This is a genomic window from Azospirillum thermophilum (assembly GCF_003130795.1).
Classification (GTDB): Bacteria; Pseudomonadota; Alphaproteobacteria; order Azospirillales; family Azospirillaceae; genus Azospirillum; species Azospirillum thermophilum.
In genome coordinates this window covers 554066-567409 of sequence record NZ_CP029353.1, presented here as the reverse complement: position 1 = coordinate 567409, position 13344 = coordinate 554066, and the positions used below count along the sequence as shown (strand labels likewise).

10 protein-coding genes are annotated in these 13344 nt (G+C 69.8%); 9 read left to right on the top strand and 1 reads right to left on the bottom strand.

The genetic code is table 11. The annotated features are described in order from the left end of the window. Window positions 1-160 precede the first annotated feature (160 nt). From DEW08_RS08770 to DEW08_RS08735, 9 genes are all read left to right on the top strand, one after another. Window positions 161-2416 (top strand): GumC family protein, encoded by a 2256-nt coding sequence (locus DEW08_RS08770; protein WP_109326279.1) that lies wholly within the window; start codon window positions 161-163, stop codon window positions 2414-2416. 154 nt (window positions 2417-2570) lie between these two features. Beyond that, on the top strand, window positions 2571-4013 hold the full coding sequence (locus DEW08_RS08765) for an oligosaccharide flippase family protein (RefSeq protein WP_109326277.1): 1443 nt from the start codon (window positions 2571-2573) through the stop codon (window positions 4011-4013). A 240-nt stretch (window positions 4014-4253) separates the two neighbouring features. Beyond that, a complete protein-coding gene (locus DEW08_RS32185) occupies window positions 4254-4844 on the top strand; it encodes an NAD(P)-binding domain-containing protein (protein ID WP_245986518.1) in 591 nt (196 codons plus the stop codon). After that, the gene (locus tag DEW08_RS32180) at window positions 4841-5608 is read left to right on the top strand and encodes a UDP binding domain-containing protein (protein ID WP_245986517.1); all 768 of its coding nucleotides are present in this window, start codon (window positions 4841-4843) and stop codon (window positions 5606-5608) included. Before DEW08_RS32185 ends, DEW08_RS32180 begins: the two co-directional genes overlap by 4 nt. Before the next feature lie 47 nt (window positions 5609-5655). Next, the gene (locus DEW08_RS08755; protein ID WP_109326269.1) at window positions 5656-6654 is read left to right on the top strand and encodes an NAD-dependent epimerase/dehydratase family protein; all 999 of its coding nucleotides are present in this window, start codon (window positions 5656-5658) and stop codon (window positions 6652-6654) included. Window positions 6655-6682: 28 nt separating this feature from the next. Continuing rightward, window positions 6683-7657, top strand: a complete 975-nt coding sequence (locus tag DEW08_RS08750; protein ID WP_109329674.1) for a GDP-L-fucose synthase family protein — start codon at window positions 6683-6685, stop codon at window positions 7655-7657. A gap of 5 nt (window positions 7658-7662) precedes the next feature. Next, window positions 7663-8928: a glycosyltransferase family 4 protein gene (locus DEW08_RS08745; RefSeq protein ID WP_109326268.1), complete on the top strand. Its 1266-nt coding sequence runs from the start codon at window positions 7663-7665 to the stop codon at window positions 8926-8928. Next, window positions 8925-10130 (top strand): glycosyltransferase family 4 protein, encoded by a 1206-nt coding sequence (locus DEW08_RS08740; RefSeq protein WP_109326267.1) that lies wholly within the window; start codon window positions 8925-8927, stop codon window positions 10128-10130. Before DEW08_RS08745 ends, DEW08_RS08740 begins: the two co-directional genes overlap by 4 nt. Next, window positions 10130-11290 (top strand): glycosyltransferase family 4 protein, encoded by a 1161-nt coding sequence (locus DEW08_RS08735; RefSeq protein WP_245986515.1) that lies wholly within the window; start codon window positions 10130-10132, stop codon window positions 11288-11290. Before DEW08_RS08740 ends, DEW08_RS08735 begins: the two co-directional genes overlap by 1 nt. Window positions 11291-11327: 37 nt before the next feature. Here the strand turns inward: DEW08_RS08735 and DEW08_RS08730 are convergent, their stop codons facing one another. After that, the gene (locus DEW08_RS08730; protein WP_245986513.1) at window positions 11328-13016 is read right to left on the bottom strand and encodes a methyl-accepting chemotaxis protein; all 1689 of its coding nucleotides are present in this window, start codon (window positions 13014-13016) and stop codon (window positions 11328-11330) included. Window positions 13017-13344: the final 328 nt, after the last annotated feature.

Genomic DNA, 13344 nt, shown 5'->3' with positions numbered 1-13344 from the left:
GCAGCGCAGCAGAGTCACTGGGCTACCCACTGCGCACCCGCTCCTCGCCGCATGCACCGGGTGCCCGGAGGGGGTCTCTCATCGAAAATGCGCCTCCGGCAATGGCGTTCCGGGGGTGAATTGTGCCCGGGTCGCCGATCGGCATGCGAGGAGGATCCCTTTGGCCACCCAGGACGTGCAGGAACAGCCCACGCGGCGGAACATCGGACCGGTCTCCTACGACCTCTCCGTCACCGCGGCCAACGCGGTGCGACGCACCACCGGCATGCTTCTGCGGCACAAGCTGCTGATCGGCACCGTGATCGTGCTGGGCACCGGTATCGCCACCGTGGCCGCGATGCGGATGACCCCGCTCTACACCGCCGAAACCCTGATCATGGTGGAGCACCGCAAGAACACCGTCATGGCCTTCCAGGAGGTGGTGTCGGAGCTCAATCCCGATATCGGCGTGCTGCAGAGCGAGGTGGCGATCCTGAAATCGCCCGCCTTCGCCGAGAAGGTGGTCGACAAGCTCGGCCTGATGAACGATCCGGAGTTCAACGGCGCCCTGCGCCCGGAAACGGGCGGCCTGATGGCGGCGCTGAACCCGAAGAACTGGATTCCGAAGAGCTGGATGGACGCCCTGCGCGGCCGCAGCGAGGAGTTCACCCTGTCGGCCGACGAGGTCGCGCGCAACCAGCGGACCTCGGTCGTCAACACCTTCCTCGACAACCTGTCGGTCCGTCCGCAGGGCCGCTCCTACGTCATCGCGGTGGACTACGACAGCGAGGACCCGCGCAAGGCGTCGCTGATCGCCAACACGATCGCGGAGCTGTATCTGGTCGACCAGCTCGACGAGAAGCTGAAGGCCTCGCAGCGCGCCACGCGCTGGCTCGAGGAGCGGATCACCGAGCTGCGCAGCGAGGCCAAGACGACCGGCGACGCGCTCGAGAAGTACCGCGCCCAGAACGGCCTGACCGCCACCAACGGCGAGAACACCATCATCTCGCAGCAGCTCGCCGAGCTGAACACCAACTACATCCTGGCGCGCACCAAGCGGCAGGAGGCCGAGGCGAAGTACCGCGAGGTCACGGCGCTCGCCAACTCGCCGCGCGGCGTGTCGGCGCTGGGCGACGTGCTGGGCTCGCCGCTGATCCAGGCGCTCCGCCAGCAGGAGGTGGAGCTGCAGCGCAAGATCGCCGACGCGGCCAACCGCTACGGCAACAAGCACCCGATGCTGCAGTCGCTGCAGAGCGAGCTGCGCGACCTGCAGGGGCAGATCAAGACGGACGTCGGCAAGATCGTCTCCAACCTCGCCAACGAGGTGGAGCTGGCGAAATCGCGCGAGGCCGGGCTGAAGACCAGCCTGGACCAGATGCAGGCCAAGCAGGACGAGCTGCAGAAGTCCACCGTCGGCCTGCGGACGCTGGAGCGTGACGCCGAGACCTCGCAGACCATGTACGAGGCCCTGCTGACCCGCTTCCAGGAGATCGCGGCCCAGACCGACATCCAGCAGCCCGATGCCCGCGTGGTGTCCGAGGCGGCGATCCCCCTCAACCCGTCCCAGCCGAACCGCAAGCTGATCATCCTGCTGGCCCTGATCACCTCGGGCACGCTGGGCGTCCTGCTGGCGATGCTGCGCGAACGGTCGGAAACGGGCTTCCGCAGCCCCCACCAGTTCGAGACGGCGACCGGCGTGCGCAGCCTGGGCCTCGTGCCGCGCATCCCGCGGCTGGCCGGCTCCCCCGCCTCCTACGTGGTGGACAAGCCGCTGTCGACCTTCGCGGAGTCGATCCAGAGCCTGCGCACCTCGCTGCTGCTCGCCAATCCGGACGGCCGGCAGAAGGTCACGCTGTTCAGCTCCTCCGTCCCCGGCGAGGGCAAGAGCTCGGTGGCCGCGGCCTTCGCCCGCATCTGCGCCAACTCCGGCCAGCGCACGATCCTGATCGACTGCGACATGCGGCGCAAAAGCCTGCACGGCATGCTGAACCTGCGCAACGACCGCGGCCTGTTCGAGGTGCTGACCGGCGAGGCGGCGATCGGCGACGTCATCCAGACCGACCCGCGCACCGGCCTGCACTTCATCGCCACCGGCCGCGGCAACGCGCTGCCGCAGGACATGCTGGGCTCCAACCGCATGCACCAGCTCATCAGCCGCCTGTCGATGGAATACGACCGCGTGATCCTCGACTCGCCGCCGGTGCTGGCGGTGTCCGAGAGCAAGCTGCTGGCTGCGATGGCCGACCAGACGGTCTTCATCGTCCGCTGGGGCGACACCCGGCGCGAGACCGCCCTGACCGGCCTGAAGGAGGTCGTCGAGGCCGGTGGCGAGGTCGTGGGCTTCCTGTTCAGCCAGGTCGATCTGCGCCGCCACGCCCAGTACGAGTTCCCGGACAGCGGCCGCTACCACGGCTACCGGCGCTACTACGCCAACTGACAGCCGGGCCACCTGACAGCCGGCGCCAGCCGTACCGCCAACCACCCCGCCAGCCGGTCTCCTCCCCGCCCCCGTCGGCCCCAGGCCCATCGGGGACGGGGGGAGGCCCGCCAATCTTTCAGCCGACCGCCCTTCCAGCCGACCGCAGGATCGCATGACCGCCGGACGCCGCCTTCTCCTCAACATCCGCGCGCTCGCGGTCGCCAAGGCCGCCACGCTGCTGGGCGCCCTGGTGACCGCCGCATGGACGGCGCGCGTACTGGGACCGGAGAGCTTCGGCGTGCTGGGCTTCGGCACCTCGCTGATGGCCTGGGCGGCGCTGTTCGTCAATCTCGGCCTGTCCACCTACGCGGTGCGCGAGATCGCCCGCGACCGCGCCCAGGTGACGGTGCTGGCCGAACATGTGCTGACCCTGCGCGTCCTGCTGGCGGTCGTCGTCGGCACCGCCTATGCCGCCTTCGTGCTGACCCTCGACAAGTCGGCCCTGGTCAGGACGGTGCTGCTGGTCCAGGCGGTCCAGCTCCTCGGCAACGCGCTGGTGCTCGACTTCGTCTATCAGGCGACGGAGCGGATGGGCGTCATCGCCTCGCGCGAGATCGGCACCTCGCTCGGCAGCATGGTGCTGGTCCTTCTGCTGGTGCGCGGGCCGGAGGATGCGCCGATCGCCGCCGGCATCACCGCCGGCTCTCTGGTCATCAATGCCGCGCTGATGCTGGCGCGCTTCCACCGCGACTTCGGCCGGCTGCGCCCGCGGGTGGACCTGAAGGCCTGGGGCGCCATCCTGCGCCCGGCCGCCCCGATGGCGGTCAGCGCCTTCGCCTGGGCGGTCTTCTCGCACCTCGACCTCGTGATGCTGGGCTTCCTGCGCAGCGAGGGCGAGGTCGGCTGGTACAGCTCGGCCGTGCGGGTCTATGTGCTGTCCTGCACGGCCGGCCACATCGTCATGAACGCCTTCCTGCCGCAGCTCGCCGCCGCCTATGGCGACAGCGGCCTGGTGCGGCGGCGGATGGAGGATTTCGCCACCGCCATGCTGTCGGCCGGCTTCCTGGTGGCCGCCGGCGGGCTGGCGCTCGCCCCGGCCATCGTGGCGCTGCTGTTCGGTCCGGACTACGCCCCGGCCACCGACGCGCTGCGGCTGCTGATGGTGGCGACGGCGCTGACCTACCTGAACATGGTGCTGGGCAACCCGCTGATGCTGTGGCACCGGCAGACCGCCTACATGGCCGCCATCCTCGGCGGCGGCGCGGTCAATGCGGCGCTGAACGTCGTCCTGATCCCGCGCTACGGGATCGAGGGCGCGGCCGTCGCGACGGTGGCGTCGGTCGTCGCCTCCACCGCCGGCATGGCCTGGCACCACCGCAAGGCGGTCGGGCGGCTCTATGGCGGCATCGCCGGGCGGGCCCTGCTCTGCGCGCTGGTCGCCATGGGCGGCTGGGGCGCGCTGGAGCGGGCGATCCCGGAGGATGCGCAGCCCCACGCCCTGCTCACCGTTCTCGGCGGCGGCATCGTCATCGTCGGGATCTATGGGGCGATGGCCGTGCTGACCGGCCTGATCCGGCCGGCCCGCCTGCGCCGGCTGAAAGGGGTGACGGCATGACGGCCATCCTCACCCGAATGATGCAGCGCACCATTTCCGAAGTATCACCAGACGGGGATCAAGGAGAGTCGGACCCCTCGAATGAATACCTCCGCTCCCCTTTCCCGTCACTAACGAGACCCGGAACCTTCGCATACAACCGGCGTTCGGAGTCGGTCCATCGCAGGCGAGGCGGGTCATTTCTCTGGACTATGCGCTCGTTGATCGACGGCTGACCAACAGAGGCAGGATCGAACGACTATGCTTCCCAAGACTTTCACCGACCGCAACGTCTGCGTCCTCGGCCTTGGCTATGTCGGGCTGACGCTCGCGGTCGCCATGGCGGACGCCGGCTTCCAGGTGCACGGTGTCGAGATCCGGCGCGACGTGCTGGACAAGCTGGGCAAGGGCATCCCCCACTTCCACGAACCCGGCCTCACCGAGAAGCTGCGCCATGTGACGGCGCGGGGGCGCTTCACCTTCTCCGACAGCCATGAGGGCTGCGAGACGTCGAGCGTCTACATCATCACGGTCGGCACGCCGCTCGCCAAGGACGGCCATGTGCGCACCGACATGATCGAGGCCGCGACCCGCCAGGTGGCCGCCTGCCTGAATGACGGCGACCTCGTCATCCTGCGCTCGACGGTCAAGCTCGGCACCACCCGCAACATCGTGGCGCCGATCCTGCGCGCCACCGGCAAGCGCTTCGACATCGCCTTCTGCCCGGAGCGCACCCTGGAAGGCCAGGCGCTGATCGAGCTGAACCAGCTTCCCCAGATCATCGGGGCCGAGAGCATGGAGGTGGCCACCCGCGCCGCCCAGATCTTCGGCTTCCTCACCCGACCACCGTGAAGGTCTCGACGCTGGAGACGGCGGAACTGATCAAGCTGGTCGACAACACCTACCGCGACGTCACCTTCGCCTTCTCCAACGAGATCGCACGGCTGTGCAACGCCATGGAGATCTCGGCCGTCGAGGTCGCGCGCGCCGGCAAGCTCGGCTACCCGCGCACCAACCTGCCGCTGCCGGGCCCGGTGGGCGGCCCCTGCCTGGAGAAGGACCCGCACATCCTGATCGAGGCGGCGAGCGCCTTCGGCGTCGACATGCCGATCACCGCCGCCGGCCGCCGCATCAACGAAACCCAGCCGATCGAGGTGGCGGAGTTCCTCGGACGCCTCGCCAACTCCATGCAGGGCTTCCCCAGGCAGCCGACCATCAGCCTGATGGGTCTGGCCTTCAAGGGGCGGCCGGCGACCGACGACCTGCGCGGCACCATGGCCAAGCCGGTCTTCGACGAGCTGCGCACCCGCTTCCCCAACGCCCGCTGGCGCGGCTTCGACGCCGTCGTCACGCCGGAGGACATCCGCTCCTTCGGGCTGGAGCCGGCGCCGAGCATGGCGGAGGCCGTGTCGGGCGCCAATCTGGCGGTCATCCTGAACAACCACCCGGTCTTCACCTCCATGCCGCTGCCCGATCTGGCGGACCGCATGGACCGGCCGGGCGTGATCTACGACTTCTGGAACAACTTCAACAGCCGCGACGTGGACCTGCCGGACGGCACCGCCTACGTGGCGCTGGGCAGCCACGGGGCGGCGCGCTTCGCGCATGTCGCCTGACCGGGTTCGGCGGGAAAAGTTCCAGGAACAAGAAGGGTTTGGAGATTATGACTCACTATCTCGTCACGGGCGGCAGCGGGTTCATCGGCGCGGCCCTGGTGCGTCGCCTGGTGCGCGACGGCCACAAGGTGCGCGTGCTCGACGACAACTCGCGCGGCCACACCGGCCGTCTGCATGACGTGCTGGAGGCCGTGGAGTTCGTCCAGGGCGACATCCGCGACGCCGACGCCGTGTCGAAGGCCGTGAAGGGGGTCGACAGCGTCCTCCACCTCGCCGCCGTCAACGGCACCAAGCACTTCTACGAGAAGCCCGAGGTGGTGCTGGACGTCGGCGTGCGCGGCATGCTGAACGTGCTGGACGCCTGCCGCGCCAACGGCGTCGGCAACCTCGTCGTCGCCTCCTCCTCCGAGGCCTACCAGACCCCGCCGGCGATCCCGACCCCGGAGGACGTCCCGCTGGTCGTGCCGGACGTGCTGAACGCCCGCTACAGCTACGGCGGCTCCAAGCTGATCTCCGAGCTGCTGGCGGTCAACTGGGGCCGCACCGGCTTCGACCGCGTCGCGATCTTCCGTCCGCACAACGTCTACGGCCCCGACATGGGCTGGGAGCATGTGGTGCCGGAGTTCGTGCGCCGCGCCGTCGCCGCCGTCGACCTGGCGCCGACCGGCCTCGTGCCCTTCCCCATCCAGGGCGACGGCAGCCAGACCCGCGCCTTCGTCCACATCGACGACGCCATCGACGGCATCGTGACGGTGGTGGAGCGGGGCGAGCATCTCGGCATCTACCATGTCGGCAACCCGGAGGAGGTCTCGATCGCCGAGCTGGCCCGGCAGACGGTCGCCTGCCTCGGCCGCGAGGCCGAGGTGTTGGCAGGCCCGCCGGCTCCCGGCGGCACCGACCGCCGCTGCCCCGACATCAGCCGCCTGACCGCGCTGGGCTTCACCCCGCGCATCCCGCTGGCCCAGGGCCTGCCGGGCGTCGTCGACTGGTACGCCGCCCGCACCCGGTCGGTCGCGGCCGGCCCGGTCGGCCAGGCGGCAGAGTAAGGCAGCGAGGAAAAGGGAGATGGAGCCCATGGACCGCAACAGCCGTATCTTCGTCGCCGGCCACCGGGGCCTTGCCGGGTCGGCCATCCTGCGCAGGCTGGCGGAGGCGGGCTGCACCGACCTCGTCCTGCGCGACCGCTCGCAGCTCGACCTCACCGACCAGGCGGCGGTCAGGAGCTTCTTCGACCGCGAGAAGATCGAGTACGTCTTCCTTGCCGCCGCCAAGGTCGGCGGCATCCTGGCGAACGAGCGCTTCAGCGCCGACTTCATCCGCGACAACCTGCTGATCCAGACGAACGTCATCGACGCCGCCTGGCGCAGCGGAGTGAAGAAGCTCCTGTTCCTCGGCTCCTCATGCCTCTATCCGAAGTTCGCCGAACAGCCGGTGAAGGAGGAGGCCCTGCTGACCGGCGCCATGGAGCCGTCGAACAAGCCCTACGCGATCGCCAAGATCGCCGGCATCACCATGTGCCAGGCCTACCGGCGCCAGTACGGCTTCAACGCCATCAGCGCGATGCCGTCGAACCTCTACGGCCCCGGCGACCATTACGAGCCGGAGAACTCGCACGTCCTGCCCGGCCTGATCCGGCGCTTCCACGATGCCAGGATCGACGGTCAGCCGTCGGTCACCCTGTGGGGCACCGGCACGCCGCGGCGCGAGTTCCTCTACATCGACGACCTCGCCGACGCCTGCCTGCACCTGATGGACAGCTATGACGGCGAGGACATCATCAACGTCGGTCCCGGCGAGGACATCGCCATCGCCGACCTCGCCAACCTGATCCGCGGGACGGTCGGCTACGAGGGGGCGCTGACCCACGACCTGAGCAAGCCCGACGGCCACCCGCGCAAGCTGATGGACGTGTCGCGTCTGTTCGCCACCGGCTGGCGGCCGAAGGTCTCGCTGGAGGAGGGGGTGCGCCGCTCCTACGAGTGGTTCCTGGCGAACGGCGCCAGGACGGCGCCGGAGACGCCCGCCCGGTCGACGCAGGCGGCGGAGTAACGGTGATGCCGGACGACAGCTTCGCCGTGCGGCGGCCGGACGGACCCGCCGCACGGCCGTCCGCCCTGCCGCCGCGCGTCCTGCTGGTGGCGCAGAGCTACTGGCCGGAACCGGCGGGAAGCGCCCCGATGATGACCGACCTCGCCACCGCCTTCGCGGCGGCGGGGACGGAGACGACCGTGCTGACCGCCCGCCCCAACTATCCCGGGGCCAAGGTCTATGACGGCTACGCCGACGGCAACCAGGACCGCACCGTCGTCGCCGGCGTGACGATCGAGCGGCTGCCGACCATCCCGCCGGCCGGCGGCGGGATGAAGGCGCGGCTGATCCATGAAGGGGTGCTGCATGCGGGCTTCGCCGCCGCGCTGATGCGCGGCCGGGTGAGCCGGCATGCCGCCGTCCTGTCGCTCTGCCCCTCCATCTTCAGCGTCGCGATGGCCGACCGCTTCCGGGCTCCCGGCGGGCGCCACATCGCCATCGTCCACGACATCCAGTCGGGACTGGCGGGAGCGCTCGGCATGGGCGGCGGTGCGGCGCTCAAGGCCATCCGCGCCATCGAGCGCACGGCGCTGAACCGTGCCGACGGCATCGTGGTGCTGTCGGAGCCGATGCGCGAGGTGCTGCGCGAGCTGGGGGTCACCCGCCCCATCACGGTGATCCCGCCGCATGTCGACGCCGACGCCGTGCATCCCCTGCCCCGCCCGGACGGCCAGCCGCCGACCGTCCTCTACAGCGGCGCCTTCGCGCGCAAGCAGGGGCTGGACCAGGTTCTGGACATGGCCGCCCACCTGCGCGGGCTGGCGCCCGAGGCCCGCGTGCTGCTGCGCGGCCAGGGCGGCATCGAGGAGGAGCTGAAGGCCAAGACCCGCGAGATGGGCCTCGCCAACGTGCAGTTCAGCCCGCTGGCGCCCAAGGAGAAGCTGAACGAGGCGATGGCCGAGGGCGACGTGCATCTCGTCCCGCAGCGGCCGGAGGGGGCCGCCTTCGCCATGCCCGGCAAGGCGGTCACCATCCTGTCGTCGGGCCGCCCCTTCGTCGCCACCTGCCTGCCCGGCTCGGCGCTCTCCGTGCTGGAAGGGCAGATCGGCGCCTTCCTCACCACCCCGCCGGACGAGCCGCGCGCGATGGCCGAGGCGGTGGCGTCGCTGCTGAACGATCCCGACCGCCGCATCGCGATGGGCCGCCGTGGCCGGACCTGGGTCGAGGAGAACGCCAGTCGGCAGGTCGCGCTCGACCGTTACGCCAAACTGCTTGTCGGAGACCGTGGATGACGGATGCGAACGCCAAGCCGACGCTCGTCTTCAGTTGGGAGATGTTCGGGCCCTACCACATGGACCGGCTGGAGGCGGTCGGCCGGCGGCTTGGCCACCTCTATGACGTGGTCGGGCTGGAAGTGGGATCGAAGTCGCACACCTACGCCTGGGACTCGACCGGGTCCGGCCAGAATTTCCGCAAGATCACCCTGTTCCCCGGCAAATCGAAGTCGGACTTCTCCAGCCTGACCGTCTACCGGGCGCTGCTGCGCGCCTGCCGGTCCGTCAATGCGCGCTACGTCTTCCTCTGCCATTACGAGGATCCGGACGTCTTCGGGCTGGCGATCACCATGCGGCTGCTCGGCCGCAAGGTGATCAACATGAACGCCTCGAAGTTCGACGACAAGCCGCGCGTCCTGTGGCGCGAGATGGTGAAGAGCGTCTTCTACGCGCCCTACCAGGCGGCGATCGGCGGCAGCAACCGGACGGTGGACTATTTCCGCCTGCTCGGCCTGCCCAAGGACCGGCTGTTCATCGGCTACGACACGCTGTCGCTCGACCGCATCCGCCGCCTGTCGGGAATGGAGCCGGCGCCGGGCGGCGTGCCCTTCGCCGAGCGCCACTTCACGATCATCGCCCGCTTCGTGCCGAAGAAGAACCTCTTCCGCGCGGTGGAGGCCTACGACACCTACCGGAAGCTGGCCGGCGAGACGGCGCGGCCGCTGCACCTCTGCGGCTCCGGCCCGCTGGAGGCCGAGCTGCGGGCCGAGGTGACCAAGCGCGGGCTGGACGGCAAGATCATCTTCCGCGGCTTCCTGCAGGCGGACGGCATCGCGCAGACGCTGGGCTCCACCCTCTGCCTGCTGCTGCCGTCCGTCGAGGAGCAGTTCGGGCTGGTGGTGAACGAGGCGCTGGCGATGGGCGTGCCGACCATCCTGTCCGACCAGTGCGGCGCCCGCGACGTGCTGATCCGCAGCGGGCTGAACGGCCACATCGTGGAGCCGGACAATCCCGAGGGGCTCGCCCGCCATATGCTGTCGGTGGCGGGGGACGAGGCGGAGTGGCGCCGGCTCAGCCTCAACGGACGGCCGTTCCAGGCGCTGGCCGATGCCGATTTCTTCGCCGAGGCGGTGGAGAAGGCGCTGGCGTCGCTGGGTGCCCGCCCGGTGCCGGCCGGCGATGCCGCCGGCGGCGCGGTGCTGCGGGGAAGCGAGGGGTGATGATGGAACGCCGAACCCTGCCGCCGCACGTCCTGGTCTCCGGCCGGCTGCCGCCCCCGACGGACGGCATGAGCCGGGTGACCGCCCTCGTGCTGGACCGCCTGCGCGAGCGCGGGACCAGCATCGTCGAGGTGGCGGACCTGTCGCCGGGCTGGAACGGCGGCGGACTGCGCTACCACGTCCTGAAGGCGATGAAGGTCCTGTCCACCATGGGCCGCATCGCCTCCGGACGGCTGTCCGGCGGGGAGGCGCAGCGGGACCGCCGGCTCTACATGCCGGTCGATGCCGGCTGGGGCACGCTCTATACCGCCGCCATCGCCGGCACCGCCCGGCTGTTCGGCTACGAGCGGGTGCTGCACCATCATTCCTTCGCCACCATCACCCGGCCGACCTGGCGGATGCGCCTGCTGACCCAGGTGGCGGGGCCGGACTGCACCCATGTGATGCTCTGCCCGGCCATGCAGATGCGCTTCCAGAAGACCTATCCGGCGGCGCGGACCTGCATGACCATGTCCAACGCCATCTTCACCCCGCCGGCCGCGCAGCCCCGCCCGTCCGTCGACGGGCCGCTGCGCATCGGCCACCTGTCGAACCTGTGCGACGACAAGGGGCTGGACACCGTCTTCACCCTGCTGCGCGCCCTGCAGGTGGAGGGGATCGACGCGAAGCTGGTGCTGGCCGGCCCCGGCCTGAAGCAGGGGGACAATGCCCAGATCGCCGGCGGCCTGATCGCCTTCGACGGCACGGTGGACTATCGCGGTCCGGTGGGCGGTGCGGACAAGGAGGCCTTCTACCGCGACATCGACGTCTTCGTCTTCCCGACCCGCTACCGGAACGAGGCGCAGCCGCTGGTGCTGTTCGAGGCGATGGCCGCCGGCGTGCCGGTGCTGGCCTATGACCGCGGCTGCATCGGCAGCGACATCCCGCGCGGCGGCCTCGTCCCGCAAGGGTCGGACTTCGTCAAGGCGGCGCTGCCGGTGCTGACGCGCTGGGCGACCGACCGCGACGCCCTGGCGATGGCGGCGGAGCAGGCGCTGACCCGCGCCCGCGTCGCCCACGAGGCGGCGGAGGCCGGCTTCGAAGCGGTGCTCGACCGCATCGCCGGCCCGCTGCCCACCCCGGCCGCCGCGCTCCGTCCGAAACGGCGCGCGGTCGGCTGACGGGCGGGCCGACGAGTCGGGCTGACGCTCCCGGTCCTCAGGCCGCGCGGACGACGGCGAGGAAGCGGTCGACCTCGCTGCTCAGCGTGCCGGTCTGCTCCGCCACCGTCTGCACGCGGGTCAGCAGGTCGTCGGCAGCCCGGCCGCTCTGGTCGGCCGCCTCGGTGACCCCGGCGATGTTGCGCGACACGTCCTGGGTGCCGAGCGCCGCCTGCTGGATGTTGCGGGCGATCTCGCGGGTCGCCGCCCCCTGCTCCTCGATCGCCGCGGCCACCGCCACCGCGATGTCGTTCACCCGCTCGATCACCTTGGCAACCGCCTGGATCTCCTGCACCGCCTCGCCGGTCGCGGTCTGGATGCCGGCGACCTGACCGGCGATCTCGTCGGTGGCGCGGGCGGTCTGGGTGGCGAGCGCCTTCACCTCGCTTGCCACGACGGCGAAGCCCTTGCCGGCCTCCCCGGCGCGCGCCGCCTCGATGGTGGCGTTCAGCGCGAGCAGGTTGGTCTGGCCGGCGATGGAGTTGATCAGCTCCACCACGGCGCCGATCTTCTCGACCGCCTGGGCGAGCCCGCCGATCTTGGTGTCGGCACGTTGGGCCAGGGTGACCGCTTCGGTCGCCGTGTTGCGGGCGCTGTTGATCTGCGAGCCGATCTCGCCGACCGAGGTCGACAGCTCCTCCGAGGCGGACGCCACGGTCTGCACGTTGGAGGAGGTCTCCTCCGTCGCCCCGGCCACGGCGGTGGCGAGCTGGTCGGTGCGGTTGGCGGCGTCGGCCATGGCGCGCGCCTGCTCCTGCATCCGCAGCGACTCGGTGCCGAGCGTGCGGATCAGGCCGCCGACCGACTGCTCGAAGCTGCTGGCGAGCTGGTGCATGACGCGCTGCTTCTCCTCCCTGGCCTGCCGCTCGGCCTCCGCCTGCTGGGCTTCGAGCCGCAGCTTGGCCTCGGCATTCTCCTTGAAGACGCGAACGGCCTTGCCCATCACGCCGATCTCGTCGCCGCGGTCGGCCTCCGCGATGGGATCGGACAGGTCGCCGGCGCTGAGCGCGCTCATCTTCGCGCTGAGCGCGGCGATCGGCTTCTCGATGCTGCGGCCGATCAGCACCGCCGCGGCGGAACAGGCCAGCAGAAGCAGGATGGCGCCGCCGAAGAACTTGGCGATCACCGCGTTGAACTCCTGGTCGATGTCGTCCATGAACACCGACGCGTTGATCATCACGTCCCAGGGCTTGAAGATGCGGGCCATGCCGAGCTTCGGCAGCGGCTCCGTATCGGCCTTCTTGGGATAGTAATAGTGCAGCCGGGCATAGTCGCCCTGGCGGAGCTGCTCGGCAAAGCTGCGGATGATGTAGACGCCGTTGGAATCCTTGATGTCCCAGGAGTTCTTGCCGACCAGGTCGGGCCGCGCCGGATGGACCAGCCCGACACCGTCCATGCCGAACAGGAAGACGTATTCGCGGCCGTAGAAGCGGATCTTGTTGATCGACTTGCGCATCTCCTCGGTCGCCTCCTCGCGGGTCAGGCGGCCGGCGGCGACGTCGTCATGGTACCGCTCGACCACCCCGTAGGCGGTATCGACCACCGAGCGGAGCATCAGCTCGCGCCCGTCGACCAGTTCCTGGCGGATCGTATAGGCGGCGAACACCGCGATGGCGGCGATGCCGAGACCGATCATCAGAACCAGCCCCCAAAGACGTGTTCTGATCCGCACCTGATGCAGCTTCATGACAGTTCCCCTTCTTTCGGCACGGCGGCGGAAGGAAGGATGCAGGTTCCCGGCCCAGTCCCGGCGCGGCGCCCCCTCATCCCCCACGACTCCCGTGTTCTCTGCTTGCGTTTGCTCTTCGATTCCTGGTGCCACCCGGCTTGGCCCTGCCCAAGGCATGAGGCCGCCGGTCGGCCCCGATCCATGGATCGGGGTCGCCTGACTTCGCAAATTATAAGTCTGAAACAAAATTGCTACGTGCGCGAAATTTTATGCATCGATCCAGTAATAATACTGGACATATGGCATAGTCCTCTGCGGAAACTCTCTGCCGCGAACATCTATGCTT

Coding starts and splice junctions, on each gene's coding strand:
- DEW08_RS08765 (WP_109326277.1), top strand. CDS start 2,571: ATGACCGCCGGACGCCGCCTTCTCCTCAACATCCGCGCGCTCGCGGTC.
- DEW08_RS32185 (WP_245986518.1), top strand. CDS start 4,254: ATGCTTCCCAAGACTTTCACCGACCGCAACGTCTGCGTCCTCGGCCTT.
- DEW08_RS08755 (WP_109326269.1), top strand. CDS start 5,656: ATGACTCACTATCTCGTCACGGGCGGCAGCGGGTTCATCGGCGCGGCC.
- DEW08_RS08750 (WP_109329674.1), top strand. CDS start 6,683: ATGGACCGCAACAGCCGTATCTTCGTCGCCGGCCACCGGGGCCTTGCC.
- DEW08_RS08745 (WP_109326268.1), top strand. CDS start 7,663: ATGCCGGACGACAGCTTCGCCGTGCGGCGGCCGGACGGACCCGCCGCA.
- DEW08_RS08740 (WP_109326267.1), top strand. CDS start 8,925: ATGACGGATGCGAACGCCAAGCCGACGCTCGTCTTCAGTTGGGAGATG.
- DEW08_RS08735 (WP_245986515.1), top strand. CDS start 10,130: ATGATGGAACGCCGAACCCTGCCGCCGCACGTCCTGGTCTCCGGCCGG.
- DEW08_RS08730 (WP_245986513.1), bottom strand. CDS start 13,016: ATGAAGCTGCATCAGGTGCGGATCAGAACACGTCTTTGGGGGCTGGTT.